The following is a 26,690-nucleotide window of genomic DNA, read 5'->3' as shown; positions in this document are numbered from 1 at the left end:
TTTAATCAAACCTCTTTTTTGTTAATGCGGAATCAGGCGCACCGGCAAAGACTCGAGCGCGCGTAGCGTATTGTTCAAGCGGCGTACCGGCTCGCCGATGATTTCAATGCGCTTGACCTTACGGGCCAGGGCCGTGAGTATAAGCTCGCCCTCCAGCCGGGCGATGGCCTGACCGACGCAGCCGTGAATGCCCGTGCCAAAGGCCATGTGACCCACCGGCTTGCGCTCAATATCGAATACCTCAGGATCTTTCCACTGACGTGGGTCGCGATTGGCCGCCGCCAGGAAAAAGAGCACTTTATCGTTCTCTTGCATTTGGGCACCGGCAAACTCAACATCGCGATTCACCGTACGGAAGAAAGTTTGTACCGAGGACTCGAAACGCAATGTTTCTTCAAAGGCAATGCGCGCCAGCGCAGGGTCTGCTGCAAGCTTGGCGTACTGGTCGGGAAACTGCCCGAAGCAATAGATCGCGTTGCCGATCCCGTTAACCGTTGTGTCGACCCCGGCTGACAAGAAGGAGCGCACCAGCATCGTGGCCTCTTCATGGGTAATTTCGCCCGCATCTGCCGCCTGATAGATTTGGTCGCCAAAGCCATCCGGGCGCAGCGCCTCGCGGCGACACTTATCCATAATCCACTCACGCACCGGCTCGTAGCGCTCGACCGCTTTCTGAAACACATGGTTGCGCGGTCCGAAGGCATTGAACACCATATCGCCATAAAGCAGCAGCGTGTCACGCTCCTCATCGGGCAAGCCAACGGCGTCGGGAAACACGCGCAGCGGGTAAACCTTGGCCAGATCACTAATGGCGTCGATCTCGCCCTTTTCGACCAGACGATCAATCAGCGCCTCGGCCTGGGCCTGGAACTCGGCCCGCACCTGCTGCACGACCTTCGGCGACAAAATACGCGCAAGAATCGCGCGAGCCTTGGTGTGATCAGGTGGATCTGCTTCGAGGATGAGGCTGGGCGGACGAAAAGGCTTCTCGGTGCGGAAATTGGCCAAGCCCACCCCGGCAGACGAAATAAAGTTCTGCCAATCGCTCAGCCCGGCCTTGACCGGCTGATAACGCGTAAACGCCCACAAACCGTAAGCATCAAGCCAAACCACCTCACCGGCTTCACGCATGGTTTCGTGATGCGGATAAGGCATGGTTAAAAAATCGTCGCCAAACGGATCGATATCGAGACGTGTGACGTGCGCCGGCGGCGTCTGGGTTTTACTGGCGTGAATTTTCATGATTGTCTCCTACTTCGTATTTTGCTTAATGGGCCTGCCCCGGCACTGCAGCCACCGAAATATGGCGGTCAAGTACCGAAGGATCTTCAATCAGTTCGGCGGTGGGGCCTTCGTGCACAACCGCGCCGTGGTCAAGAATGAGTGCGCGCTGCGCAAACTTCAGGGCTTCTTGTACTTTTTGCTCAACCAGCAAAATAGCCACGCCTTGCTGCTGACTTAGCTGGTCGAATGCGTGCATCAGTTCCTCGCAAATAATGGGTGCAAGGCCCTCGAGCGGCTCGTCGAGCAACAGGAGCTGCGGATTACCCAACAAGGTACGGGCCACTGAAAGCATTTGCTGCTCGCCACCTGAAAGCGCCGTACCGGGATTATTGCGACGCTCTTGCAAGCGCGGGAACAGTTGATAGGCCCGCTGAATGTCAGATGCCGGCCGATTACGTAACCCGGCGATCAAGTTTTCTTCGACGGTCAGCGACGGAAATACATCGCGTGTTTGCGGCACATAGCCGATGCCCATCCGGGCGCGGTCGACCGTACTGCGGCGCGCCACGTCGGCGCCCTTCCAGGCCACGCTGCCACGACGGTAATCGGTCAGCCCCATAATGGTTTTCAGTGTGGTCGACTTGCCCACACCATTGCGCCCGATCAGGCATACCCGTTCACCTTCGGCCACACTAAACGACACGCCATGCAGCACGGTAAGCGGGCCATACCCGGCCTCCAGGCCCTCCAAAGCCAATAACTGACTCATATCTGCCCCTCTTTACCCAGGTACACCGCCCTGACCACATCATTGCGGCGAATATCATCGGGTGTACCGTCGGCCAGTACCGCACCATTGGCCAGCACCAAAATGCGGCTGGCAAACCGGAACACCAGGTCCATATCGTGTTCGATAATCACCACCCCCAGTTCTGCCGGCAAGCGCTCAAGCGCGTCGAGCACCAGTTGCGCCTCGGACTTGGGCACACCAGCCATGGGTTCGTCGAGCAACAAAACTTTAGGCCGTAGCGCCAGTGCCAGCGCCACTTCTACCAAACGCTGGTCGCCATAAGCCATTTCAGACGGTGTGTTGTGGGCGACACGCGTCAACTGCAACTCGGCCAGAATGTTTGCAGCCTCGTCAATAATGTGGGTGTACGAATTTTTGCTTCGCCACATCTGCCCGATAGAACCATCTCGCTGATGGATAGCCAGTGCAACCTGATCAATCACCGGCATGTCGGGCGCCAGCTTCGAAATCTGGAAAGTGCGCACCAAGCCGTGAGCCACACGCTTGTAGCTGGGCCAAGACGTGACGTCGGTATCGTTCAGCAACACGCGCCCTTCGTCAGCATGCAGCACTCCGCCCACCTGATTGACCAATGTGGTTTTGCCGGCGCCATTAGGGCCAATGATCGCCAGGCGCTCGCCCGCCGACAAGCTGAATGACACATCGTCAGTCACCTTCAGGCCGCCAAACGATTTTTTAAGATGCTCAACCTTCAGCAGCGTCATGCGCGCCTCCCGAACAGTGCCAACACATTCAGCCCTAACCGGCGCATCATCTGCTGCAAAAAGCCTTTAGGCAAAAACACGACGAGCATCAACAACCCACCAATCACAAACAGCCAATGAAACGGATTTGCGGTCGCGGCAAAGTGGTGAATCATGGTGTACAGGGTGGTGCCGATAATGGCCCCACTTAATGTGCCCAGCCCACCCAGCACCAGCATGACCAGCGCCTCGGCCGACAACTCGAAACCCAGGCTATCTAAGCCGACGACTTGGTTGACTTGGGCAAACAAGCCCCCGGCGATGCCGGCAAACACGCCCGACAACGTATACAGCTTGACCAAATGCGGGTAAATACGCGTGCCATTGGCCGCCATACGGTCGCGGTTTTCGCGAATACCGACACAGCACAAACCAAACGGCGAGCGCATAATGCGCCGCAGTACGGCAAACGACAACAGCATCACGACCATGGCGTACCAGTAGCCGGTGACCCCAAAAATATCGAACTGAAACTGGCCAAAAATGGGAGCCACTTCGAAACCCGACAAGCCGTCGTCGCCCCCGGTAATAAACTGCAGCTTGCTGGCCAGGTTTTGCATAATGAGCGCAACAGCAATCGTCAGCATCAAGAACGCCAACCCTTGATAGCGCACCAAAAACAAACCGGCAATAAAGGCCAGCAAGGCACCCGAGCCTGCTGCAACCAACAGCCCCAGCAAAGGGTCGGGCATCACAAACTTTGCGAACAAGCCGGCGGCATACGCCCCCATGCCAAACATGGCCGCCTGACCCAGTGTGGGCAACCCGCCATAACCCGTTACCAGGTCAAGCGACATGACCAAAATGGCAATCATGGCGATGCGGGTAAGAATGAGCAATTGCCCGGGCAAATACCAATACAACAGAAAAATCACAGCCAGCGCAGCCACATAGCCCAGCCAGCCCCAGGGGGATTGACGCATGGCCATACCCGCGGAAACAGGGGATAACGTCATCAGTGTCTCCGTAAAATGCCTTCAGGTCGCAACGCCAGCAAAACAATCATGGCTGCGTAGAAAAAGAATGTGCCGAAGTCGGATGCCAGGTACTTGCTGGTGGTGTCGATTACGCCCAGCAACAAGGCTGCTGCCAACGTCCCGGAAATACTGCCCAGGCCACCCACGGCAACCACAACCAACATCAAGACCAGATACTTCAGGGGGTAATAAGGCTCGAGGGGCATGAGTTCGGCGCCAAGCACACCACCCAAAGCAGCCAGACCCGCCCCGGCTGCAAACGTGGCGCACTGCACCACCCGGATATTGATCCCCAGCGACGAGGACATGGCGGCGTTGTCGACCGACGCACGTAACCAGATGCCAAAACGGGTTTTGGAAATGAGTAACCAGATGAGCAACACCACAATGAAGCCGGCCACCACGACCAGCACGCGCTGCTTGGGCAAGGTGCGTTCACCCAGGCTGATCGACCCCTGCAGCAATTCGGGCAACGGAATTTGCTGGATATATGCACCCGCAAAGAAGTTGGCCGTTGCAATACAAGCGAAGGTAAAACCAATGGTGAACAACACCTGTTGCAGCTCCGTTTTTTTGTACAAAAAACGGAACACAAAGGTTTCGAGCAGTGCCGCCACGACCATGGTGGCCACAATGGCAATCAATAAGCCCGTAAGAAAGGGGTAGCCTTGCTCACGCACCAGAATGGCCGTGACATACCCTCCCAGCATGGCAAATGCGCCATGGGCCAGGTTGATGAACCGCATCAACCCCATGGTGACGGAAAGGCCCACAGAGATGACAAACAACACCATCCCGTAGACGATTCCGTCGATCAGAATATTACTGAGTAGCAGCACGCATGCCCCCTTCGATTACTTCAAGCCATGGTCGCGTTGCGGACCGAAGTTCTCGATTTCTGTGTTAACCAGCGTGCCGTCTTTACGCTCGACTTTGCGCAGGTAAACGTTCTGGGTAATGTGACGGGTATCGGGGTCGATTTTTGCCGGGCCGCGTGGGCTTTCCCATTCAAAACCTTTAATGGCTGCCATGGCCTTTTCACCGTCTTTTTTACCGTCGGTGGCTTCAACCATTTTTTGAATCACGCGCATACCGTCGTATGCCCCCACCGAAGCGTAGTTGGCCAATGCATCGGCCGCCTGTTTCTTCATGGCGTCTTTAAATTGACGGTTGGCGTCAGAGTCGTGATCAGCCGAATAATGGAACGAGGTCAGCAAGCCCAATGAAGCATCGCCAAACTTCTGCAAGTCGAACTCATCCATTTCGGCAGTGCCCAGAAACTGGATACCGGCTTCACGCAAACCATTCTGGTTGTAAGCATTTACAAAACCCAGGTTAGGCGGCCCGCCGGGCAGGAATACATACACGGCCTGCGCGCCACTGGCCTTGATGCGCTGGGCAAACGGACTGAAATCGTTGGTGTTGAGCGGCATACGAATGCTTTCAACGACCTCGCCCCCCTGCTTGGCAAACTCATCCTTGAAAGCGGCTTCGGCATCTACGCCAGGCGCGTAATCCATGACTGCAGTCACGACTTTGGTAATGCCCTGTTTTTTGGCCCATTGTGCGATGGGCACCGTCACCTGCCACAAGGTATACGACGTGCGCACGAAATAGTCGGACTTGGTGTTGATGGACGATGTTGCCGCGTTGAAAATGACCGTGGGGGTTTTGGACTGCTGGATAAGCGGTGCAACCGCCATGGCATTGGGGGTAAACACCAGACCGCCCAGGTAATCGACACGCTCATTCACAATCAGTTCTTGAGCTACGGTTTTAGTGCCGCCCGGGTTGGGGCCGCCGCTATCACGATAAATAATCTGGATATCGTGACCGCCAAATTTGCCGCCTTGCTGAGCAAGATATGACTCGGCACCATCTTTGAACAATTTGCCGTAGTGTGCAAAGGGGCCGGAAAACGGGGCAATAATGCCGACTTTCACGGTTTCGGCTTGCGCAAAACCCGACAACGACACAGCCATCAGTGCGATGGCACCTAAACGTAGTGCTTTCATTTTGTCTCCTTGATTATTAGGGTGAGCGGATGTCGGCCTCTGCGGGCCCTTACGCGTCTCACGTGCACTGAGTCTAAGTTCAAACTAGTTGGTAAGTCAACTAGTTGAGACCCCAACAAAATAGGGCTTTCTCTATCGACTGGACGTCGGTACGACGGCCAGCCTAATATTCCCCCTTGCTATTGCTTGCTCAACGCCTATTTATGGTTTTCATTTCAAGCCCGACTCGGGGTTTTCACCTAAGCCTGACCGGAGCCCGCCATGCATGACGCGCTATCGTTCAACGCTGTATGGCTGGCCGAAACGCTGCGCATCAAAGAACTGCGCGACGGCGCTCTGGACGACGCCGCACCCGTGGCGCGCGCACTTGGGCGCGGGGGCAATTTTGCCCAGCGCCTGATCACCCGCGCCCAGGCGTTGGCCGAACGCGAAAGCATACAAACGACATTCGTACACTGGCAGACGCTAAGCAAGTTGGCTTTTGCACTGCTTGCGATTACCGCAATATTGACCGGCGCGGGGCTGGCGGCAAGCGCATTGGGTGACGGCAGCCATCCTGTCAACCTGATGCTGGCAATAGCTGTACTGTTGGGGCTACACGCCCTGACCTTTGTCTTTTGGTTGGTTGGCACCGTCGCATCCTCATCGCACGCCAGCGGAATGGGCGCGGTCTGGTTATGGATGACCTCGCGCATGGCGCGTACACCGCAAAGCGCGGCAATCGGCCAGGCGCTAGTCGCAACGCTGCAACGTAGCCACGGGCTCAAACCGCTGCTGGGGATCCTGACCCACGCTGTCTGGTGCATTGTTTTTGTCTCGACCATCGTCACCCTGTTGGCACTACTGTCGGCACGACAATATGTCTTCCAGTGGGAAACGACGCTCTTGGCGCCCGAAGCGTTCACCGTTATTACGCATCTGTTCGGTGGACTACCCTCGCTGATCGGGTTCCCGATACCCGCCGACACCGTTGTGGCACAAAGCATGGCCGGCGCACTGCCTGCGAACAACAGCGCAGGGCCGTTATGGTCTCAATGGCTGCTGGGCGTTGTCGTCGTATACGGCTTTTTGCCCAGGCTATTGGCCTTGCTGGCGTGCATCGTCACCTGGCGAAGGCAAATGCAGCTTCTTACGCTGGACACCGAACTGCCCGGGTTCATCGAGCTCAAGCCGCGCCTCATGCCCGGCAGCCTGAACACCGGTATCGACGCCCCTGCCCCTGATTTAGCAACAAACTCTGGCGAAAGCAGCCAGGCTGGTCTCATAATGCCTGGCGGGCATAATGCCTTGGTGGCCATTGAGCTGCCCAACGACATTACCTGGCCGCCGTCAGGCCTGGAAAACATTGGCGCCGACCTCGGACGTGTCGATACCCGCGCACAGCGCAGCGCGCTGCTGAGCGCGCTGGAATCAAAACAGTATGACCACCTGATTGCGGCCTGCGACGGCCGCCTGACACCCGACCGCGGCACCTTGCTTTACTTTCAAGCGCTGGCCCAAACCTGCAAACAATTTCATGTGCTGATTTTGCTGCCTGACACAATGCCTGAAAACAATCGAACTACACTATGGCAAGCAAACCTTGAGCGCGTCGGCTTTGACAGCGCCCGCGTTTACACCGGGCCGGCAAGCCTGACGGCTCAAACCGGCACTACCCAGAGCACCCCGCATGGCAACCACTGATATCGCACAGCCGCCCACCGACCCGGCACCGACGCCCGACGTTCTGCTGCGCATTGCCGTGGTTGGTCATACCAACACCGGTAAAACGTCGTTGCTACGCTCACTGACACGCAACCCCGACTTCGGTGAAGTCAGCGACCGCCCCGGCACCACACGCCACGTCGAAGGCATACAGCTACTCATCGACGAAACGCCGGTCATCGAGTTCTTTGATACACCGGGCATCGAAGACGCCATCGGTTTGTCAGACTACATCGATCGCCTTTGTCCACGCGAAGAGCGCCTGGACGCCTTCGATCGGGTCGACCGCTTCCTGGACTCGGTTGAGAGCCGGCGCCGCTTCGAGCAAGAGGCGCGTGTCCTGAAAAAATTGCTTGAGTGCGATGCCGCGTTATACGTCATCGACACCCGGGACCCGATGCTCAGCAAGCACAAAGAAGAACTGGCCATACTAGCCTCTTGCGGGCGCCCCATTTTGCCAGTGCTGAACTTTACGCAGCACAAGTACCAACGTGTCGATGAGTGGCGTGAGGGCCTGGGTCGCCTGAATCTGCATGCCATGGTCGAATTCGACACGGTTGCCCCCTCGCTCGACGGCGAAGACCAGCTTTACGAAAAACTAGGCGTTTTACTCGACCGCCACGCCGCACTGCTGACTACCCTGAAAACCAATATTCAGGCGCAACGGCACGCACGCCGCCAAGGCGCCTACCGCTTGCTGGCCGAGCTACTGGTCGATGTTGCCGCCCTGCGTGTCAGCACAAAAGCAGACAGTGCATCCGTCGAAGAAACTACCCAAGTGTTGCGCGACCTGGTCCGGCGCCACGAGCAAACCTGCCTGCAAGCCTTGCTCAAGCACTACAACTTTCGTCGCGAAGACTTCCTGCAGCATGCCCTACCGCTTGAAGGTGAGCGCTGGGGCATGGATTTATTCAGCCCCCAAACCCTTAAAGAAGCAGGTATTGAGGTCAGCAAAGGTGCAGCAGCAGGTGCAGCAGCGGGGCTGACGGTTGACTTGCTCAGTGCCGGTCTCAGCCTGGGCACCGGCACCATGATCGGCGCCGCAGTCGGCGGCGCCTGGCAAGGAGTAGATCGCTTCGGCAAACGCCTGCTGGCAAAACTGCTCGGCTACCAAGAAATTTCTGTCGATGATAATGTCATCAGACTGTTGGCAGCCCGCCAAATGGCCCTGATCGCCGCACTAGAGCAACGCGGTCATGCTGCACGAGACCCGATCACCATTGATATTGAACGCGTCAACGGATTCAGTGACTCGCGCCTGCCTGAAACGATTCAAGAGGCCCGCAGCAACCCGCAATGGTCAACACTCGACGACCACTACGAAACATCGGTGCGGCGCCAGCGCCTGGTTGAGCGGCTGGCGGCCAGCTTATCCAACACGCCTTGACCTAACCCTGGCATGCCCCGCACCAGCGGGGGTATCAGCTGCGCGGTGGCTGGTTCAGGCCCGCCTGCACCGCGGGTCGCGCCAAAAAGACGTCCAGCACGCGCAAGACCTCAGGAAAATCACTGATGCCGACTAAATCGGCAGCTTCGTAAACCTGCATCAGGCTGCGCACCCAGGGCAAGGTCGCCATGTCGGCAATGGTGTAATCATCGCCCATGATCCACTGACGCCCTGCCAAGTGTTTATCCAGAACCCCCAGCAAACGCCGGGTTTCAGCTAAATAGCGATCGCGCGGACGTTTGTCTTCGATATCTTTGCCGGCAAACTTATGGAAAAAGCCCAACTGCCCGAACATGGGCCCTACACCGCCCATCTGGAACATCAGCCACTGCAAGGTGGTGTAGCGCTGCACCGGATCAGTGGGTAGAAACTTACCCGTTTTCTCGGCCAAATACACCAAAATAGCCCCCGACTCGAACAATGGCAGCGGCTTGCCGCCGGGGCCGGCCGGGTCGATGATGGCGGGGATCTTGTTGTTCGGGTTCAGCGAGACAAACTCGGGCGTCAGTTGGTCATTGGTCTGGAAACTGACCAGGTGCGCTTCGTACGGCAAACCCGTTTCTTCAAGCATGATCGACACTTTGACGCCATTAGGCGTGGGTAGCGAATACAGCTGAATACGATCGGGGTGTGCAGCCGGCCATTTTTGGGTAATGGGAAACGCAGAAAGATCAGACATGAAAAACCTTTGATAAAAAATCAGTATTCGGAAGATTTACCTGTCAGGGCAACGCCCAGACGCAACAAGCGATGCGCACAGGCATCAAGAAATATTGTCAGCCATGACCGCTTTTCGTAGACCAGCGGGGTAACGTGCTGGCTACTGACCTGCAACTGAGCCTCGAGCCGTTCGCACAGTTGCGCGGCAAAACCCGCATCGTCTACGTAGACATTGGCCTCGCGCGCCAACAATAAACTGAACGGGTCCATGTTAGCCGAACCCACCATGGCGCGATCATCGATGACGGCCACCTTGGCGTGCAAATAGCTGGGCATGTATTCATAAATACGAATACCATGCTTGAGCAATCGGCCATACATGCTGCGGCACGCCCTGAACTGCAAAGTATATTCAGACCGACCTTGCAACAGCAAACGCACAGACACCCCACGGGCCGCGGCATCTTGCAGGGCTCTTTTCAGCGCGCGCCCCGGCAAGAAGTAAGAATTAGCAATCAGGATATCGCGCCGTGCCCGATAAATGGCGCCAATGTAAGCCGACTCGATGGCTTTGCGAAACCGGACGTTATCTCGAAACAGCGCGGCGGCACGCACGCCACCAGGCACCGGACCCGACCGCTGCTCCAAGGCAACATCACGCCTTCGGCGCCAGCGCCTGACCCGCTTGTAAAACGCAGCCCAATCGCTGCGATGCCGCCAGGCCATGCGCATCCATAAGTCGCTTTGCGCCTTGAACAAGTCTTGCACAATCGGGCCGCGCACTTTAACGGCAAAATCGAAACGCGGCTCGGGGCCATGCCCGTCGTCAGGCACATCGACCAGATCGTCCAGGACATTGATGCCGCCCACAAAGGCGACACTCTGGTCAATGACCACCAGCTTGCGATGCAGGCGCCTCAAACGACGCAAACTGAAGCGGTAAAACTCAATACCCTGTGGCTCCGGACGATATACCCGGTAGCGCCCACCCATTTGCGTCACCTCGCGCCCGATGGCTTCGGCATTGGGCGCACTGCCAAAGCCATCGACAACCACGCGCACCCGCACCCCACGCTCACAGGCCGCACGCAAATGCGCCAGCAACTTCAGGCCGGTGTCATCAAGATTGAAAATGTAAGTTTCGAGGTGAATGCTGAAGCGCGCACCGTCTATGGCCTGAAACAGCGCCGGAAAATACTGGGCGCCGTTCTGCAGCAGTGTCACTTCGTTGCCTGAGCGCCAACGGACAAAATCCGGGTAGCGGTCTGGCCCAGGCTTGCTCAAGGCAACTCAAGCTCGGTAAATATGGGCGCGTGGTCTGACCACTGCGACCAGGGTTTGCCATGCAACACTCGCGCCGTACGCACGGCAAAACCGCGCTGGTAAATGCGATCGAGCCGGAACCACGGGAAAGCGGCAGGAAACGTACGCGGCGGCGGCGTGGTGCGCGCCATGCCGTCGACACCCAATTCTTGCGGACGCCCGCCAAACCCGCCGCTGCCACCCAACATGCGCAACGACTGGCCCAAGGCCTTAAGCGGCGCCGGCATGGTTAAAGGACCCGTATGCGGCGCATGAGGCGCGACCGAAAAGACCTCGTATAAATTTAACTGCTTGACGAACAACGGTGCCAGGCGGTTGTTCCAGTCGTTGAAATCGCCAGCGATAAGCAGAGGCGCATCGGCAGGCACGAGCCGCCGGATACGTTCGACCAACGCCAGCACCTGACGAGACCGACCGCCAGCAAACAAACCCAGATGCACCACGATGCAATGCACATCGGTATTGTTGATAGACACCACAGCATGCAACAAGCCGCGCTGCTCCAGACGGTGATCGGATACGTCTTCGTTTTCGTAGCTCAGCACCCTGAAGCGCGACAACAGCGCATTGCCGTGGTCGGTATGGGTGCGTACGGCATTACGTCCGTAGCAAACGTCCATGCCCAGGGCTGCCCCCAGCGATTCGTGCTGTGCGTCGAGCACGCTTTGCCGATGATTGCGCCCCTGCACTTCTTGCAGAAAAAGCAAATCGGGCCGCAGCCCATACAACCCCAGACGCAACTGGGAAAGGGACTCGCGCGCGCCCGTGGCAGAGCGGCCCTTATGGATGTTGTAGCTGACGACCCGAAGTACCGACATAGTCGTTAGGGCCCGACGTCGTTTAAGACGACGGAGCCTCGGCCTTGCGCAAACGAATGTGCAACTCGCGCAATTGCTTTTCGTCGACGGGCGACGGCGCATGCGTGAGCAGACACTGAGCGCGCTGCGTTTTGGGGAAAGCAATAACGTCGCGAATGGATTCGGCGCCCGTCATCATGGTGACGAGACGGTCGAGACCAAACGCCACGCCGCCATGGGGCGGCGCACCGTATTGCAGGGCGTCGAGCAGGAACCCGAATTTCTCGGCGGCCTCCTCGGCCCCGATGTTGAGCGCACGGAAGACCTTGCTTTGAACGTCTGCACGGTGAATACGTACCGACCCGCCGCCGATTTCCCAACCATTCAGGACGATGTCGTAAGCCTTGGCCAGCGCGCTTGCCGGATCGGTCTCGAGCAGCTCTTCGTGGCCGTCTTTGGGGCTGGTAAACGGGTGGTGCGCTGCGAAGTAGCGACCTTCTTGCGGATCGTATTCGAACATGGGGAAGTCAACCACCCACAACGGCTGCCAGCCAGCCTCGAAGAGGCCGTTTTGCTTGCCGAAATCGCTATGACCGATTTTGACGCGTAGCGCGCCCATGGCATCGTTGACGACTTTGGTTTTGTCGGCGCCAAAGAAAATCAGATCGCCGCTTTGTGCCCCGGTACGCTCGATAAGCTGCGTAAGCGCCTGGTTATGGATGTTCTTGACGATGGGTGACTGCAGGCCGTCGGGGATGCTGGACGCATCGTTGACCTTGATGTAGGCCAGCCCCTTGGCGCCGTAAATACCAACAAACTTGGTGTAGGCATCGATTTCGCTACGGGGCATGCTGGCACCACCGGGTACGCGCAAGGCAACGACGCGACTAGCAGGGTCGTTGGCCGGCGCCGAGAACACCTTGAAGTCGACATCAGACATCAGGTCGGAGACATCGACGAACTCGAGCTTGACGCGCAGGTCGGGCTTGTCGGAACCATAACGACGCATGGCCTCAGCCCAGGTCATGGTCGGAAACTGCCCAGGCAACTCGACATTCTGGACCGATTTGAAGACGTGACGCAGCATGCCTTCAAAAATTTCGCGAATCTGCTCTTCGTTCAGAAAGGAGGTTTCGCAGTCGATTTGTGTGAATTCGGGTTGACGATCAGCACGCAAGTCTTCGTCGCGGAAGCACTTGGTGATTTGATAGTAGCGGTCGAAGCCAGCCACCATCAGCATCTGCTTGAAAAGCTGGGGCGACTGGGGCAATGCAAAGAACTCGCCCGCATTGACGCGCGAAGGCACGAGATAGTCACGTGCGCCTTCGGGTGTGCTCTTGGTCAGCATGGGGGTTTCGATATCGATGAAACCCAGGTTGTCGAGGTATTTACGTACTTCGATAGACACGCGATAACGCAGCATAAGATTGCGCTGCATTTGCGGGCGACGAAGGTCGAGCACACGATGAGTAAGACGGGTCGTTTCGGACAGGTTATCGTCGTCGAGCTGGAACGGCGGCGTGACCGAAGCATTCAGGATTTCGATTTCACGACACAGAACTTCGACCTCGCCCGAGGCCAGATCGGCATTGGTCGTGCCTTCGGGACGCTCACGCACCAGGCCGGTAATACGCACACAAAATTCGTTACGGATGCGTTCGGCCGTTTCGAAGGCACTGACGTTATCGGGATCGACAACGACCTGAGCCAGGCCGGCGCGGTCGCGCAGGTCGATGAAGATGACGCCGCCATGGTCGCGGCGGCGATGCACCCAGCCAAACAGTGTGACGGTTTGGCCCAGTTGGGCACGACCCACCTCGCCGGTATAGCACGTACGCATGAAAGAATACTCCGTTTATATATTCAAAATTTGATGTCGGCGGCCAGCGTCTGTTAGTGATCAGACCCCGGTTTGCCATTATTGTTCTGTTCGGGCGTAGCCGCTGCTGCACCGACTGCTGCTGCCGCCTGCACCGCATTGATTACAGCGCTTTCCAGTTCGGGCTTTAATGCACCGGGCACCACCACCCCCATGGAAACAATATACTTGAGCGCCGCATCGACGCTCATGTCGAGTACCTGGACGTCGGCACGAGGCATCATTAAAAAGAAGCCCGACGTTGGGTTGGGTGTAGTGGGCACATAAACACTGACATAATCGCCGCCCAGACGCTCGGCCACTTCGCCCCCGGGGACACCGGTTAAAAAGGCGATGGTCCAGGCACCTTGGCGCGGGTACTGCACCAACACAGCTTCGCGAAACGCCTGACCACTAGGCGACAGCACCGTGTCGGAAACCTGCTTGACCGAATTATAAATGGAACGTACCAACGGGATTTTGCCCAGCAAACGTTCCCAGCGGTCGACCAGCGCACGGCCAATAAAATTGGCCACGGCCAGGCCGGTAAAAAACACCACCAACAAAACGAGAAGCAGCTGGAAGCCCGGAATCTGAATACCAAACAAGGATTGCGAGGTGAGAAAACGGGGCACCACGCTTTCAAGCGTGGTGAACACCAGAGACAACACCCACAAGGTGATGACCAGCGGGATCCAGACGAGCAGCCCGGTGATAAAGTAGCGTTTGAATGTACGCATGCGGCCCTAGGTTGCCGACGACACAGGCGCCGCCGCAGGTGCGGCTGCAGGGGTCCCTGCCGTCGAGGATGACGATGCTGTCTCGGAGGCGCTGGGCGCCGCTGCGCCCGAGGCACCCGACGCATTGGCCCCGCCACGGAAATCGGTAACGTACCAACCCGAGCCTTTAAGCTGGAAACCCGCCGCAGTCACCTGTTTGGCGTAGGTAGCCTGCCCACATTGAGGGCATTGAGTTAAGAGCGGGTCGGAAATTTTTTGCAAAACGTCTTCGGCATGGCCGCAGGCGCTGCATTTGTAAGCGTAAATAGGCACAATACTTACCCCAGAAAAATACTTGAACGCCCGCGAAAAAGCAGTTTCGCCAGCGCATGGCCGCTTTGTAGCAAAGCAGCCTAAAACACGCGATTTTAGCTTTTTTTACGGGTATTTACCCAGATTGGCCGGCTTGGCCGACAAAGCTGTCACGCCATAGATGGGGGCACTAGGCCAAGTTACAAGCATTTCGGCCAAAGTTGAAGTATTCTAAAGGGCTAAACGCCCTCTTTTTTAGGAATAATGCGGGATGACGAGCTCGAACGCCCATAACCCCAACACGCAACCCTATACGTTTTCGCAGCGTGCGCAAAAAATCACCAGTTCAACGATTCGCGAAATCTTGAAAGTGACCGAGCGCCCCGAAATTATTTCGTTTGCCGGCGGGTTACCGGCAGCCAAAGGGTTCCCCGTTGACACGATCAGTGCAGCCTTCGAACGCGTACTTAGCCACAATGGCCGCACCGCGCTGCAGTACGGCCCCACCGAAGGCTACGCACCGCTGCGCGAATGGGTCACACAAGACCTGAAACGCGTTGGCGCCACCGACGTCAACATCAATCAGGTCCTTATCGTTTCGGGCTCTCAACAGGCGCTCGACTTACTAGGCAAACTGTTCATCGACCCGGGCAGCAAGGTCCTGGTCGAGGCGCCCAGCTACCTCGGTGCCTTGCAGTCCTTTTCGTTATTCGAGCCCGAATACGTTGCCGTCCCCACCGACGAACGCGGCCTGATCCCCGAGGGCCTGACCGACGAACGCGTTGCGGGCGCCCGCTTCATCTACGCTTTGCCCAATTTCCAAAACCCCACCGGTCTGACGCTCAACCTCGAACGCCGCAAAGCGTTGGTTAAGCGCTGTGCCCAGGCTAATGTCCCCATCATCGAAGACGACCCGTACGGTGATCTTCGCTACGCGGGCGAAGCGCTGCCCGGCCTGCTGGGGTTGGGCCGCGAAGTCGGCGCAACCGTTATCCGGCTAGGCAGCTTTTCAAAAGTACTGGCACCCGGCCTACGTCTGGGCTATATCGTCGCCCCCGAGGCCATCATCTCGAAGCTGGTGCAAATCAAGCAGGCCACCGACCTTCACACGGCCACACTCACTCAAATGGCAGTCTACGAAGCTATTCAAGACGGCTTCCTTAACTTCCATTTGCCGGCCGTACGCGACATCTACAAAGAACAGTGCGGCTATATGCTCGACGCCATGCAGCAGTTCTTTCCTAAAGACGCCCACTGGACGCGCCCTGAAGGCGGCATGTTCATTTGGGTCACGCTGCCCGAGCACATCAATGCCTACGAGCTCCTCGAACGGGCCATCAAGCAAAACGTCGCCTTTGTTCCCGGCGAACCGTTCTACGCGGGTGCAGAACCAAAACGCAACACCATGCGCCTCAGTTTCGTCACCGTCTCCGAAGAGCGCATCCGCGAAGGCATTGAAATTCTCGGCCGCCTGATCGCCGAAACGGCCATCAGCAAAGCAGCGTGAGCGGCGCGCAGCAGCCAAAACCCGACCTATCCGATATGCGCCACGATGACTGGGTGGCGCATTACCTGCCGGCCGCCTGGGGCCCTTATGCCCGGCTTTGCCGGCTCGATAGGCCGGTGGGCACCTGGTTAACGCTTCTGCCTTGCCTGGCGGCACTGGTTCAAGCCGCCGAAGGCTGGCCTACACTTTTCCGCCTTTTTATCTTTTCGCTAGGCGCCCTGCTCATGCGTGGTGTGGGGTGCACCATCAACGATATCTTCGACCGCGACATCGACAGCAAAGTCGAGCGCACGCGCTTTCGGCCACTGACCAGCGGACAACTTTCATTAAAGAATGCGCTGTGGTTTTTGTTCGGGCAATTCGTGGTGTGCGGCCTGTTGCTGTTTGCCGTTAACGAATACAGCCGCTGGCTGGCCGTGCTGCTCGTCCCCATTGTCATTGTTTACCCACTGTGCAAGCGCTTTACCTATTGGCCGCAAATTGTGCTGGGCATCGGGTTTAACTGGGGCATGCTCATGGCCTGGTCCGACACCCAAAACATCGTGCCGCTGGCCGCCATTGCCATGTGGGTGGGCGCCGTGCTGTGGCAGGTAGGTTACGACTCTATTTACGCCTATGTCGACGTACGCGACGACCTCAAATTAGGGGTCAAGTCGACTGCCATGCGCTTTGGCGAGCACGGCAAACTATGGATCAGCGGGTTTTACGCGGCAACTGTGCTGCTTTGGCTGTACGCAGGCATTGCCCTTCATTTGTCATGGGCCTATTTTTTGGTCCTGGCAGTCATTACCGCTCACCTTGCCTGGCAAATGTGGGTGTTCAGCCTTAACCGTCCCGACCGCAACTTCATGTTGTTTCGGTCGAACATGACGGTGGGTGTATTACTGATTGTCGCCTCGTTGGGCGGCACCCTAATCAACTAAAGGTCAAACCCATGCCATCTTTCCTTGAAACGCTGGCAACGTTTCTGTTTGCCGTTGCCATTATTCACACGTTCTCTGTCCCTGTTTTCGCCCGGTTGGCCAACAAACATGGCCCGCACGCGGGGTTGTGGCACATGCTGGCCGAAGTCGAGGCCGTTTTCGGTGTCTGGGCATTCGTTCTGATCGTCTTTATGGTGATTTCGGCCGGAGCGCCAGAGGCCATCAGCTATATCGACTCGCGTAACTTTACCGAACCCGCTTTTGTGTTCGCCATTATGGTGGTCGCTGCCAGCAAGCCTATTCTTGATCTGGTTGGCTTGTTGGTACGCGGCCTGGCCCGTGCGATGCCTATCCGCACCGAAGTCGCCATGTTCTTCATCACCATGTCGCTGGTGCCGCTGGCCGGCTCATTTATTACCGAGCCTGCCGCCATGACGCTGGCCGCCTTGTTGTTACGCGATGCGTATTTCCGACGCTCTGAACAGGCCGGGTTCAAGTACCTCACCCTGGGCGTGCTGTTCGTCAATATCTCTATTGGCGGCGTACTCACAGCCTATGCTGCTCCGCCCGTGCTCATGGTCGCCCAAACCTTCGGCTGGGACTCCTACTACATGCTGACGCACTTCGGCTGGCGCGCTGCAGCTGCAGTGTTCCTTAATGCCGCCCTGCTTACCCTTATTGTGCGCAAGTACCTGGTCACCAAAGAAATCGGTACCGGCTCGGGGGTTAACAATGCCAACGACTTCACCGAAAAGCGCCCCCCTGCGCCACCGCTGGTCATGGGCATCCACCTGGCCTTCCTGGTAGCCATTGTGCTTACCGCGCACCACCCAGCGATGTTCCTGGGCCTGCTCATGATGTTTATTGGCTATGCGGCAGCCTACCCCAAGTTCCAGAACCCGCTGCTCATCAAAGAAGGCTTGATGGTCGGCTTCTTTCTGGCGGGGCTGGTCGTCTTGGGTGGCCTTCAAAAATGGTGGCTGCAAGACCTCCTGGGCAGCCTCTCACCCACGGTCTTGTTCTGGGGTGCAACGGCACTGACGGCACTTACTGACAACGCTGCGCTCACTTACCTGGGGTCTCTGGTCGAAGGCACCAGTGATATCTGGCGTTATATGCTGGTGGCCGGTGCGGTAACCGGCGGCGGCTTAACCGTCATTGCTAACGCCCCCAACCCGGCTGGCTTTGCTATCCTGAAAAACACATTCCCAGACGGCGCAATTTCACCCCTGAAATTGCTGCTCTCGGCCCTGGTGCCCACGCTTATTGCAGCATTCTTCTTCCTGCTGCCACATCAGGCATTTAACTAACCCAAAGCACCAAACACAAAAAGGCCTGAACCCGCTTTTATCGCGGGTTCAGGCCTTTTTAATTGCAGCGTCGTTACCGCACCGCCTTGAAAATCGCCTAACTAGACAACTTTTTTGGCCGTGCTACGCCTGTTACCGTTTGGGCAGGCGCCAGGCACTTACTTCTTGCGGTCGCGTCGCAGCATGCGAACCAACCAGACAAACAGGGTAATAGAGCACACAAGGCCAATGCCGAATAAAGCTAGGACGATCAGTTCACCGGTTGTCATCATATGCTCCGTACCCGTTTATATGAGGCTTTGATTACTTGTTGCCACCAAACTTGGCGCGCAATTCAGCGGCATGCTTGGGGCTGGCCTGGTCAATCGCTTTCCAGGCTTCGGCGTTGGCTTGCTTGACGAAAGCATCACCATTGCCGACCGATACCATTTCAATACCGAACTCTTCCTGACGTTTTTTCTCAGCAACAGCCAGTTCGTGGTCTTTAGCGTAATTGGCTTCAATCTTGGCCATTTGCGCTTTCAAGAACTCACGCTGTTCGTTGTTCAATTTCTTTTCCCAGGTATCCTGGTTCATGAACAAACTGACTTCTACGTTGTAAAAGCCGGGTTCGACGCGGTACTTGGTTTTCTCTTGCCAACCCAGGTCGAAAATACCTACGCTGGGCCAGCCGTAGCCGTCGACCACACCGCGCTCAAGCGCCGTAAAGACCTCGCCGGGGGGCACTTGCAAAGGTGCGGCACCCAACGACTGGAAGAATGCACGGTATACGGGCACACTGCGCAGCTTCATCCCGGCAAACGAGTTACCGTCGGGCTTTTTGTTGCTGTAAACGTGGTATTTCAAGCCATCGGTGGTACGACCCAGCCACACCATGTTGGCCTTTTCGCGGTGGATCTTGTCCATCAGCTCGTAGCCGCCGTTTTTACGCAGCTCGGCCATCGGGGTGTCGGTCACCGTCAAGGCCAGCCCTTCGGGCACCAAGTTGGCATGGAACACGGCCGTTGTATTAGCGATGTCGACAACACCCGAACGCAGGGCGCTGCCTACTTCGAACGGAGGCATGGACTCAGGGCCGCCAACAAACTGGATCTGGACCAGACCTTTGCCTTCGGCATTCACCGAGTTCATGAACTCGTTGAACTGACGGAAGAAAAAGGCATCTTTGTTGAATACGCTGACGGCTTTCAGTGTCACTTCTGCGCTTTGTGCCGACACAGCGGCCAAGCCCAGCACCGCGCCCAGCACGATTTTTTTCAGTTGAAATTTCATGTACGGATCTCCTTTGGTTACATCATGAGTTGTGGCAGCCCCACAGCCAGCCACGGGATTAACAAGATCAAGCCCAACACCAGCAGCTCAATGAGAAGGTAGGGCATGACCGACGCGTAAATTTGCGTCAGGCGAATTTGTGGCGGGGCCACACTTTGCATGACCATGCACAGCAAACCAAATGGCGGTGTCAGCAAGCCCATTTCCATAGCCAGCAAGAACATCACGCCGAGCCAGATGGGGTCGATACCGGCCGCATTGGCCAGAGGCATGAAGAACGGCAGCGTAATCATCATCATGCTGACCTGGTCAATCACACACCCCAGAGCAAGCAAAATCAGCAACATGCCGATAATCAGCCACATGGGCGACAGGTCATACTCGGTAATCAGATTAAGCAAACCGGTGGTTGCCCCCGAAAAACTGAGTAGCTGCGAGAACGTGGTCGACGCAATAAGCACGAACAGAATCACCACCGAAATGCGGGCAGTTTCGATAAGTGACTTGTAAAAACTGCTGACAGTGAAAGTGCCGTAGCACACGGTAGCAAGCGTGGCCGCAACGGCGCCAATGGCGGCCGACTCGGTTGGCGACGCCCAACCTACCAGCATACTGCCCACCACGGCAATGAAGATACCCAGCAGCGGCACCACGTCACGCATGAAGGGCTTCCACTTTTCCCAACCCGACACGCGTTCGCTGGGGTCATCGGCCGGGGCCAATTCGGGGTTCATTTTGCAGCGCAAAACAACATAACCCACGAACATAATCGACAACAAAATGCCCGGAATAATGCCGCCGATAAGCAGCTTGGAAATGGAAATGCCGGCCAGACTACCCAACATAACGGCCAGCGCCGATGGTGGGATGAGCATGGCAATACCACCCACCGCCATAATCGGGCCCATAGCCAGGTTAGGGTGGTAGCCGCGCCGCATCATTTCGGGCAACAAGGTACCGCCCATCATGGCCGTGTTGGCAATAGTAGAGCCCGACAAAGTCGCAAATACTGTGCCACCGACAACCGACACGACAGACAACCGCCCTGGCACACGTGCGATCAGGCGTTCGATGGCGTTAATGGCCCTGAATGCCAACCCGGTATGAAACAGCACCTCGCCCATCAGGATGAACAACGGAATAGGCGTTAACGAAAAGCTGCTAACTGACTGAATGGAATTACGAACCAGCTGACTGACACCGGCCTCGCCCCCCATGAACACCCAGGCGCCCAGCAGGTTAACCCCCAAAAACGCAAAAGCAACGGGCATGCCAACGAGCATCAGCACGAAGAGCGTACCCAACAACAACATAATTGCCGACTGCCAATCCATCATGCCACCTTACTTTTGAAAAACAGACCTGCAAACTGACGCGTAAATTCGATGGTCAGCAGCACAAAGCAAAACAGCATGGGCAGCCCCAGCCACCATTCGGGGAACATCAGCACTTTGAACACGATACCGCCCTGTTGCGCGGCGTCGAGCAAACTGGTGTAGCTATACCAGGCCAATACTGCCGAAATAAACAGGCATACACCGTAAGAGACCAACCCGACCAGGAAGGCGGCCGCCCCGGTGAAATTACGCACAATGACGTCGACACGAATGTGGTCGTTGGTGTAAACCAACCAGGGCGCCGCACAAAACGCGGCAATCATCATCATGTATTCAGTGACTTCTACCGCCCACTGAATAGACATGACGCCCAGGTTTCGAAGCAGAACATCGGCGCACACCAGTAGCGCCATGGCAAAGAAAAGCAAGGCGGCAAAAGCGCCCGTACCGTTTAACAGGCCCCTATAGGCCCGCGACAGCCCGGAGCCGCCGACCGGCTCGGACTGTGTCTCGAAAGATTGTTGCATACGACTCGTCCTGTAAGCGTTGAGCGCAGAATTTTAACCTTAAACAATGACAGCCTAAACCATCTGCATGTAACACTTGAAGAGTCGCTCCACACATCGCCTACCAGGAGGCCCCTTTTTCGGCATGCATTTTGCGCACCATGGCCTTGAAGAACTTAACGGCGAAATCGTCTTCACGAATAAGCATGGCCGTCAAGTCTGCGCATTTCTGTGCAATTTCGTCTGACAACGCTACATCCTCGCCCCCCATCGCCGCCGCCTGACACTGAATTTCGGCAGCGCGCTGCACCGTCCAGAGCAGGAAAAATGCTTTTTCGATGGAGCTTTCGCCCACGGCCACGCCATGATTACGCAGCACGAGAATGTGTTTGTTACCCAAACTGTCCAGCATGCGGGCCTTTTCGTCGGCAAACAGCGTAATTCCCTCGAAGGCGTGATAACCGACACGCCCATACAACTGCGCCCCGTAAAAATTGTTGTGATCAAAACCGTTCTGCTTTTGCGCCACGGCCGAGATGGGCGTCGTATGGGTGTGAATCAGGCAATGGATATCGTCGCGCGCACCATGTACAGCGCTGTGCAAAGCAAAACCCGCTGGGTTTGCATCGTATTCGGAGGCCTCAAGCTTATGGCCATCGAGATCAACCTTCAGCAGGTTAGCGGGGGTGACCTCGCTGTAATTCAAGCCAAAGGGGTTGACCAGATAATGATGCGCAGGCCCCGGCAAACGCGCCGAAATATGGTTGAAAATAGTTTCGGTCCAGCCAAAAAAATCAACCAACCGGTAGCAATACGCCAGTTGTTCGCGCAAAGCCCATTCGGCCTCGGGACAGTGATCGGGGCGGGTAACGGGTGACATAGTCAGGTCTCCTTGGGGTAAACGTTATTGTGTAGAGGCGTGAACGCCCCGAAACCGCGCCAGCGCCAGAATGTCGCGACTGACCGGCATGGGGATATTCATACGGTCTGCCAGCTCGATGACGGCATCGCCAATAGCGGCCAGCTCGAGCGGCAGGCCTTTCTCGTAATCTTGCAACATCGACGTTTTTACGGGGCCCATGCCGGCAGCCAGTTCTAAAAAGGTGTGCGGGTCAAAGTTGATGCGCGCGCCGTAGGCTGCCGCCACAGCCAACCCTTCATTCAGCATTTTGACCACAATCTGCTTGATGTCGGGCTCGGAATACAACTGATCAAGCGTACCGCCAATGACAACCGACAGCGGGTTGGACGTCAGATTGGCCAAAATTTTGGTCCAAAGCGTATCGCGAATACGGTCAACGCCGCGCGCCTCTATACCCGCCCGCTCTACCATGCTGCGCAAACGTTCCAGACGCGGGGTGAGTTTTCCGGACGGTTCGCCAAAGACCACCAGGTGCGGATTGACGGACTTTATTACCCCCGGAGACAACGCTTGAGCGGTAATGAACACCACGCAGCCAATCACGTTGGCCAACGGCAAGGCACGCGTCAGGACGCCGTCAGGGTCAACCGCATGAACCGGCTGCCCATCAAAGCGGCCACCTTCGGCAAAAAAGTACCACCACGGCACACCGTTAACCATGGGCACGACCACGGTATCGTTGCCCACCAAAGGCGCCAGCGTGGGCAACAAGGCGGGCAAGGCTTGTGCCTTGGTGCATACAAACACAATATCTTGGACGCCAAAGTCGGCACAGTCGTCACTAGCATTCACGTGAACGCGGTGCTCTCCGTCCAGGTCGTGCAGGCGAATGCCATCGGATTGCAAGGCCGCCAGCGTCGCCCCTCGGGCCAGCACATTCACCGGCTGCCCTGCGGCCTGCAACCTCGCTGCAAGCGTGCACCCGATCGCACCCGCGCCCACCACACATACGTTTAAAGAAATCGATTCTGTCATCTGCCTAGCCTATGTCTGCCTGCTGCAGAACATACCGGGCATTGGCACCGGCCGGCCCGCAGCGCAGGCGCTTGAAACAAAAAAATTTTACCCTTAAAGCATTTTGAGAAAACTAGGGGAAATCGCTTAAAATTCCAGCTTTAGGCGTTCATCTTGATCGCACTCCCTGATCAGCTTTTTACCAGCCTCGAGACCTCGGGTTGGGCCATGTCCGACGAGGTCATCCCCGTCGAATGGCGGCATTCATTAAAAGAGGCCAGTCAAACACTTTTCGAAGCCGGCCAGTTCCACGATGCACTCATCGGGCAACACGCAAGCCGGCAAAAAAACACCGACATCCGCGGCGACAGCATTTGCTGGGTCGACCCTCATCTCCCCCCCTACGCCGCGCACCCTTTCTTTCTTTTTCTGGCCGATTTGCGCCAAACCCTGAACCAAACTTACTTTTTAGGCCTGCGTAGCGAAGAACTGCATTTCGCGCGGTACGGCAGTGGCTATGGGTACAAAAAACACCTTGATCAACATCGCAATTGCCCCCACCGAAAAATTTCGGTCGTGCTGTACCTGAACGAAGACTGGGGGCCCGACGACGGCGGCGAACTGTGTCTTTACGAAGCGGGCAACGCCGGCCTTGAACGTGTAACCCGACTATTACCCACGCCGGGCAGGTTCGTCGTATTCAGAAGCGATCAAATCTGGCACGAAGTATTACCCACCCGCAAAACACGCTGGAGTCTGACCGGCTGGTTCAGGGACGACCTGCCGCAAATTTTGGCCTAGATCGAACACATAGCGTCGGCGCCCGACGAAGCAACACCCGCATTGTTCTTGGCATAGGCCACTTCCATATCGCGCGGCAAGGTTACGCCGTTTTTAACGGCTAACACTTCGGCCATGATGCTGACGGCGATTTCGGGCGGCGTTTTACTACCAATAAAAATACCGATAGGCCCGCGCAAACGCTGCAGCGTTTCGCGGGTTTGGCCCAAATGCTCAATCATGCGCTGATGACGAGCCTCGTTGTTGCTGCGCGAGCCGATGGCGCCGATATAAAAGGCCTCGGTTTCAAGGGCCTCAAGCAGCGCCAGGTCGTCGAGTTTAGGGTCGTGTGTTAAGGCAATAATGCACGAACGACGGTCGGCCTTGAACGCCAAAACCACATCATCAGGCATGTCGGACACCACCTTGACGCCAGGCACCGACCAACTACCTCGGTATTCTTCGCGCGGATCGCAGACGGTAACGGCAAACCCATTAAACAGCGCCATAGTGGCCAGGTATTCGGCCAATTGCCCGGCCCCGATCAACAACATGCGGTATTCGGGCCCAAAGGTGTTGACCAGCGCCGTATCGGAAACAGCCAGTGCTTCGGGTTGCTCGGCTTCGCGAAGCATGACCACACCATCGGCCAGATTGACGCTGCGCTGCATGAGCTTGCCTTGCTCGAGCGATGCAATAAGTGTGGCCAGCGCCTGGGCATCGGGGTCGAATTCCAGCAACAGCTCTAGTGTGCCGCCGCAGGGCAAACCAAACCGGTGGGCCTCGTCGGCCTTGATCCCGTACTTTAAAAATCGCGGCGCCCCATGCGGCATGTCTTCGTTCTGCGGCGCCCCAGCATAGGCTTTGGTAAACCGGTAAATCAGATCGTCTTCAATGCAACCACCCGACACCGACCCCACCACCGAACCATCTTCGCAAAGCGCCATGGTCGAGCCGACAGGCCGAGGCGACGAACCCCAGGTGCGTACCACGGTTGCCAGCAGCCCGCGCTTGCCCGCCAGACGCCAGTCTTTCAGCGCGCGCAATACAACCAGATCAAGATTTTCCATAATTCTTTATCCATAGACCGTCGACGCTGATGCTTTACATCAACACGGCCTCAAACGCGGCGGCTGCCGCCAAAACCAAAGCATCATCACCCAACTTACCGGCAATATGCAAGCCGACCGGGAAGCCAGCCGCATCTACACCGCAAGGTATGGAAATAGCCGGCATACCCGTCAAGTTGAACGGAGAGGTCAATCGTGTGAGTACGGTACGCGCAGCAATAGCTTGATTGCCGTGATGAATCACAGCATCGGCCGGACACGCAACCGTTAATGCCGTTGGGGTCACCATCACAGACGCAGGCCCCTCTAGTGGGGCCGATAACGCTTGAGTCAGAACCGTACGCAAGCGCTGGGCTTTGATGTAGTCGACTGCTGAAATCGCTTTGCCGGCCTCGAGTCGTGCCCTGATGTCGGGCGCAATGTGTTCTGGGCGACGCAGCGCCCAGTTGTCGTGAACCTGCGCTGCCTCGGCAGCCAACGTCACATGCTGGATGGCGGGTGCCTGATCAAGCGCAGCAATGTTGCCCTGTCGCATCTGCAACCCGGCCTGCTGCAATTTATGTAGTGCACTACCGTATGCCGCCTGCACACTGGGCTGCAACATATCGTGAAATAAGTTTTGCGGGCAAAACGCAGTAATGTCAGCCAGCGCAAACGTCGTGGCTTGGGTATCGGCAGCCTCAGGCGCTGCCTGTACCATCAAGGTGCTCAGCAGGGCAGCGTCTGCCACGGTTTTGGTTAACGGGCCCACATGATCGAGCGTAAAGGTCAACGGTATCACCGCGTCGCGCGGAATGACGTCGTAACTGGCTTTGAACCCCACCAGTCCGCACAGCGCCGCCGGCATGCGCACCGAACCGGCCGCATCAGTGCCCAAGGCAAAGTCAACCATGCCTGCGGCTACGGCTGCAGCCGAACCACCGCTTGAACCACCTGGCACACAAGAAGCATCGAGCGGGTGACCTACCGCACCAAAATGCGCGTTATTCGACAGGCCGCCATACGACAGCTCATGCATATTTGCCATGCCAATAACGATGGCACCCGCGGCCTCAAGCCGGGCCACGGCAGGCGCGCTCTGTCCGGCAACTTGCCTACTGATGGACAGCGACCCCGCCTGATATGGCAAACCGGCCACCGGAATACAGTCTTTAACAGCAAACACAATGCCTGCCAACGGCCCCGGATCACGTCCATCGGCAATTTGGCGCTGCAATTGCCGTGCCTTTTTAAGCGCCCCGTCGGCATCGACATGAATGAACACATTCAATGCGGCATGTTCGGCAATCACCTTGAGGAAATGCTGCACCCGGTCAACCGGATTGACCTCGCCCGAAGCCACTTGCCTGGCCAACCGGGCCAGCGGTGCTTGTGCCACCGACATGCCCCCGAAAAAACCCGGCGCAACGCCAGGCCAGACTCGGTTCGGCATGCCGATCGGGTCGACATGGTCCGGGACGGTATAACTGCGCAGCGCCTGTACTCGGACGTCTGACACGGATGAATTCATAACAAGCCC

Annotated in this window: 25 protein-coding genes; 6 read left to right on the top strand and 19 right to left on the bottom strand. The window is 57.0% G+C overall.

All coding sequences use genetic code 11. The features are described 5' to 3' along the window. Window positions 1–21 precede the first annotated feature (21 nt). The 6 genes from PuT2_RS09920 to PuT2_RS09895 are packed head-to-tail and all read right to left on the bottom strand — an operon-like array spanning window position 22 to window position 5,770. Complete coding sequence (locus PuT2_RS09920) at window positions 22–1,242, bottom strand: cytochrome P450 (protein WP_093970896.1); 1,221 nt, start codon at window positions 1,240–1,242, stop codon at window positions 22–24. A 25-nt stretch (window positions 1,243–1,267) separates the two neighbouring features. Beyond that, entirely contained in the window at window positions 1,268–1,993 is a 726-nt protein-coding gene (locus tag PuT2_RS09915; protein ID WP_093970895.1) for an ABC transporter ATP-binding protein, read from the bottom strand. Beyond that, window positions 1,990–2,739, bottom strand: a complete 750-nt coding sequence (locus tag PuT2_RS09910) for an ABC transporter ATP-binding protein (RefSeq protein ID WP_093970894.1) — start codon at window positions 2,737–2,739, stop codon at window positions 1,990–1,992. Before PuT2_RS09910 ends, PuT2_RS09915 begins: the two co-directional genes overlap by 4 nt. After that, entirely contained in the window at window positions 2,736–3,734 is a 999-nt protein-coding gene (locus PuT2_RS09905; protein WP_093970893.1) for a branched-chain amino acid ABC transporter permease, read from the bottom strand. Before PuT2_RS09905 ends, PuT2_RS09910 begins: the two co-directional genes overlap by 4 nt. After that, window positions 3,734–4,594: a branched-chain amino acid ABC transporter permease gene (locus tag PuT2_RS09900; RefSeq protein WP_093970892.1), complete on the bottom strand. Its 861-nt coding sequence runs from the start codon at window positions 4,592–4,594 to the stop codon at window positions 3,734–3,736. The genes PuT2_RS09905 and PuT2_RS09900 overlap by 1 nt, the downstream gene beginning before the upstream one ends. A 15-nt stretch (window positions 4,595–4,609) precedes the next feature. Beyond that, window positions 4,610–5,770, bottom strand: a complete 1,161-nt coding sequence (locus PuT2_RS09895) for an ABC transporter substrate-binding protein (RefSeq protein ID WP_093970891.1) — start codon at window positions 5,768–5,770, stop codon at window positions 4,610–4,612. A gap of 261 nt (window positions 5,771–6,031) precedes the next feature. Between PuT2_RS09895 and PuT2_RS09890 the strand changes: the two genes are divergently transcribed. Continuing rightward, entirely contained in the window at window positions 6,032–7,453 is a 1,422-nt protein-coding gene (locus PuT2_RS09890; RefSeq protein ID WP_093970890.1) for a DUF2868 domain-containing protein, read from the top strand. After that, window positions 7,440–8,861 carry a GTPase/DUF3482 domain-containing protein gene (locus PuT2_RS09885; protein WP_093970889.1) on the top strand — a complete coding sequence of 474 codons (1,422 nt, stop codon included), beginning with the start codon at window positions 7,440–7,442 and terminating at the stop codon, window positions 8,859–8,861. The genes PuT2_RS09890 and PuT2_RS09885 overlap by 14 nt, the downstream gene beginning before the upstream one ends. 34 nt (window positions 8,862–8,895) lie before the next feature. On the opposite strand, the gene PuT2_RS09880 is transcribed toward PuT2_RS09885, so the two are convergent. The 6 genes from PuT2_RS09880 to PuT2_RS09855 are packed head-to-tail and all read right to left on the bottom strand — an operon-like array spanning window position 8,896 to window position 14,611. Next, window positions 8,896–9,600 (bottom strand): glutathione S-transferase N-terminal domain-containing protein, encoded by a 705-nt coding sequence (locus PuT2_RS09880; protein ID WP_093970888.1) that lies wholly within the window; start codon window positions 9,598–9,600, stop codon window positions 8,896–8,898. A 20-nt stretch (window positions 9,601–9,620) separates the two neighbouring features. Beyond that, window positions 9,621–10,865 (bottom strand): cardiolipin synthase ClsB, encoded by a 1,245-nt coding sequence (clsB, locus tag PuT2_RS09875; RefSeq protein WP_093970887.1) that lies wholly within the window; start codon window positions 10,863–10,865, stop codon window positions 9,621–9,623. After that, window positions 10,862–11,722, bottom strand: a complete 861-nt coding sequence (locus PuT2_RS09870) for an endonuclease/exonuclease/phosphatase family protein (RefSeq protein WP_093970886.1) — start codon at window positions 11,720–11,722, stop codon at window positions 10,862–10,864. Before PuT2_RS09870 ends, clsB begins: the two co-directional genes overlap by 4 nt. A 22-nt stretch (window positions 11,723–11,744) precedes the next feature. After that, window positions 11,745–13,541, bottom strand: coding sequence for an aspartate--tRNA ligase (gene aspS, locus PuT2_RS09865; RefSeq protein ID WP_093970885.1), 1,797 nt, complete (start codon window positions 13,539–13,541; stop codon window positions 11,745–11,747). Window positions 13,542–13,594: 53 nt separating this feature from the next. After that, window positions 13,595–14,299, bottom strand: a complete 705-nt coding sequence (locus tag PuT2_RS09860; protein WP_093970884.1) for a DUF502 domain-containing protein — start codon at window positions 14,297–14,299, stop codon at window positions 13,595–13,597. A gap of 6 nt (window positions 14,300–14,305) precedes the next feature. Then, entirely contained in the window at window positions 14,306–14,611 is a 306-nt protein-coding gene (locus tag PuT2_RS09855) for an FmdB family zinc ribbon protein (RefSeq protein WP_093970883.1), read from the bottom strand. Between the two features lie 250 nt (window positions 14,612–14,861). Here PuT2_RS09855 and PuT2_RS09850 point away from each other — a divergent pair, with 250 nt between their 5' ends. Genes PuT2_RS09850 through PuT2_RS09840 form a run of 3 tightly spaced genes read left to right on the top strand, consistent with a single transcriptional unit; the run spans window position 14,862 to window position 18,330 of the window. Continuing rightward, window positions 14,862–16,097: a PLP-dependent aminotransferase family protein gene (locus PuT2_RS09850; protein WP_093970882.1), complete on the top strand. Its 1,236-nt coding sequence runs from the start codon at window positions 14,862–14,864 to the stop codon at window positions 16,095–16,097. Next, entirely contained in the window at window positions 16,094–17,020 is a 927-nt protein-coding gene (gene ubiA, locus PuT2_RS09845) for a 4-hydroxybenzoate octaprenyltransferase (RefSeq protein WP_370318041.1), read from the top strand. The genes PuT2_RS09850 and ubiA overlap by 4 nt, the downstream gene beginning before the upstream one ends. Window positions 17,021–17,031: 11 nt before the next feature. Beyond that, window positions 17,032–18,330 carry a putative Na+/H+ antiporter gene (locus tag PuT2_RS09840; RefSeq protein ID WP_093970881.1) on the top strand — a complete coding sequence of 433 codons (1,299 nt, stop codon included), beginning with the start codon at window positions 17,032–17,034 and terminating at the stop codon, window positions 18,328–18,330. Between the two features lie 303 nt (window positions 18,331–18,633). Here the strand turns inward: PuT2_RS09840 and dctP are convergent, their stop codons facing one another. The 5 genes from dctP to PuT2_RS09815 form a co-directional block, all read right to left on the bottom strand. Further along, window positions 18,634–19,602, bottom strand: coding sequence for a TRAP transporter substrate-binding protein DctP (gene dctP, locus PuT2_RS09835; protein ID WP_093970880.1), 969 nt, complete (start codon window positions 19,600–19,602; stop codon window positions 18,634–18,636). A gap of 17 nt (window positions 19,603–19,619) precedes the next feature. After that, window positions 19,620–20,939, bottom strand: coding sequence for a TRAP transporter large permease (locus PuT2_RS09830; RefSeq protein ID WP_233574888.1), 1,320 nt, complete (start codon window positions 20,937–20,939; stop codon window positions 19,620–19,622). Continuing rightward, window positions 20,936–21,466 (bottom strand): TRAP transporter small permease, encoded by a 531-nt coding sequence (locus PuT2_RS09825; RefSeq protein WP_093970878.1) that lies wholly within the window; start codon window positions 21,464–21,466, stop codon window positions 20,936–20,938. The genes PuT2_RS09830 and PuT2_RS09825 overlap by 4 nt, the downstream gene beginning before the upstream one ends. A 100-nt stretch (window positions 21,467–21,566) precedes the next feature. Next, window positions 21,567–22,325 carry a class II aldolase/adducin family protein gene (locus PuT2_RS09820; protein ID WP_093970877.1) on the bottom strand — a complete coding sequence of 253 codons (759 nt, stop codon included), beginning with the start codon at window positions 22,323–22,325 and terminating at the stop codon, window positions 21,567–21,569. Between the two features lie 24 nt (window positions 22,326–22,349). Then, window positions 22,350–23,342: a ketopantoate reductase family protein gene (locus PuT2_RS09815; protein ID WP_093970876.1), complete on the bottom strand. Its 993-nt coding sequence runs from the start codon at window positions 23,340–23,342 to the stop codon at window positions 22,350–22,352. 153 nt (window positions 23,343–23,495) lie between these two features. On the opposite strand from PuT2_RS09815, the gene PuT2_RS09810 reads away from it, so the two are divergent. Next, the gene (locus PuT2_RS09810) at window positions 23,496–24,122 is read left to right on the top strand and encodes a 2OG-Fe(II) oxygenase (RefSeq protein WP_093970875.1); all 627 of its coding nucleotides are present in this window, start codon (window positions 23,496–23,498) and stop codon (window positions 24,120–24,122) included. Here PuT2_RS09810 and PuT2_RS09805 read toward each other — a convergent pair. Both PuT2_RS09805 and PuT2_RS09800 read right to left on the bottom strand, forming a co-directional pair. Beyond that, on the bottom strand, window positions 24,119–25,171 hold the full coding sequence (locus PuT2_RS09805) for an XdhC family protein (RefSeq protein ID WP_093970874.1): 1,053 nt from the start codon (window positions 25,169–25,171) through the stop codon (window positions 24,119–24,121). The two genes, PuT2_RS09810 and PuT2_RS09805, sit on opposite strands and share 4 nt — an antisense overlap. 34 nt (window positions 25,172–25,205) lie before the next feature. Continuing rightward, entirely contained in the window at window positions 25,206–26,681 is a 1,476-nt protein-coding gene (locus PuT2_RS09800; RefSeq protein WP_093970873.1) for an amidase, read from the bottom strand. Between the last annotated feature and the right edge of the window lie 9 nt (window positions 26,682–26,690).

The organism is Pusillimonas sp. T2 (assembly GCF_002236805.1).
Classification (GTDB): domain Bacteria; phylum Pseudomonadota; class Gammaproteobacteria; order Burkholderiales; family Burkholderiaceae_B; genus Neopusillimonas.
Note: the sequence above shows the minus strand (reverse complement) of the source record. Positions and strands in the feature narration are given on the sequence as shown.

Coding starts and splice junctions, on each gene's coding strand:
- PuT2_RS09885 (WP_093970889.1), top strand. CDS start 7,440: ATGGCAACCACTGATATCGCACAGCCGCCCACCGACCCGGCACCGACG.
- PuT2_RS09820 (WP_093970877.1), bottom strand. CDS start 22,325: ATGTCACCCGTTACCCGCCCCGATCACTGTCCCGAGGCCGAATGGGCT.
- PuT2_RS09905 (WP_093970893.1), bottom strand. CDS start 3,734: ATGACGTTATCCCCTGTTTCCGCGGGTATGGCCATGCGTCAATCCCCC.
- PuT2_RS09800 (WP_093970873.1), bottom strand. CDS start 26,681: ATGAATTCATCCGTGTCAGACGTCCGAGTACAGGCGCTGCGCAGTTAT.
- PuT2_RS09850 (WP_093970882.1), top strand. CDS start 14,862: ATGACGAGCTCGAACGCCCATAACCCCAACACGCAACCCTATACGTTT.
- PuT2_RS09815 (WP_093970876.1), bottom strand. CDS start 23,342: ATGACAGAATCGATTTCTTTAAACGTATGTGTGGTGGGCGCGGGTGCG.
- dctP (WP_093970880.1), bottom strand. CDS start 19,602: ATGAAATTTCAACTGAAAAAAATCGTGCTGGGCGCGGTGCTGGGCTTG.
- PuT2_RS09880 (WP_093970888.1), bottom strand. CDS start 9,600: ATGTCTGATCTTTCTGCGTTTCCCATTACCCAAAAATGGCCGGCTGCA.
- PuT2_RS09895 (WP_093970891.1), bottom strand. CDS start 5,770: ATGAAAGCACTACGTTTAGGTGCCATCGCACTGATGGCTGTGTCGTTG.
- PuT2_RS09825 (WP_093970878.1), bottom strand. CDS start 21,466: ATGCAACAATCTTTCGAGACACAGTCCGAGCCGGTCGGCGGCTCCGGG.
- PuT2_RS09915 (WP_093970895.1), bottom strand. CDS start 1,993: ATGAGTCAGTTATTGGCTTTGGAGGGCCTGGAGGCCGGGTATGGCCCG.
- PuT2_RS09805 (WP_093970874.1), bottom strand. CDS start 25,171: ATGGAAAATCTTGATCTGGTTGTATTGCGCGCGCTGAAAGACTGGCGT.
- PuT2_RS09840 (WP_093970881.1), top strand. CDS start 17,032: ATGCCATCTTTCCTTGAAACGCTGGCAACGTTTCTGTTTGCCGTTGCC.
- PuT2_RS09920 (WP_093970896.1), bottom strand. CDS start 1,242: ATGAAAATTCACGCCAGTAAAACCCAGACGCCGCCGGCGCACGTCACA.
- PuT2_RS09890 (WP_093970890.1), top strand. CDS start 6,032: ATGCATGACGCGCTATCGTTCAACGCTGTATGGCTGGCCGAAACGCTG.
- PuT2_RS09860 (WP_093970884.1), bottom strand. CDS start 14,299: ATGCGTACATTCAAACGCTACTTTATCACCGGGCTGCTCGTCTGGATC.
- PuT2_RS09870 (WP_093970886.1), bottom strand. CDS start 11,722: ATGTCGGTACTTCGGGTCGTCAGCTACAACATCCATAAGGGCCGCTCT.
- PuT2_RS09910 (WP_093970894.1), bottom strand. CDS start 2,739: ATGACGCTGCTGAAGGTTGAGCATCTTAAAAAATCGTTTGGCGGCCTG.
- aspS (WP_093970885.1), bottom strand. CDS start 13,541: ATGCGTACGTGCTATACCGGCGAGGTGGGTCGTGCCCAACTGGGCCAA.
- PuT2_RS09830 (WP_233574888.1), bottom strand. CDS start 20,939: ATGATGGATTGGCAGTCGGCAATTATGTTGTTGTTGGGTACGCTCTTC.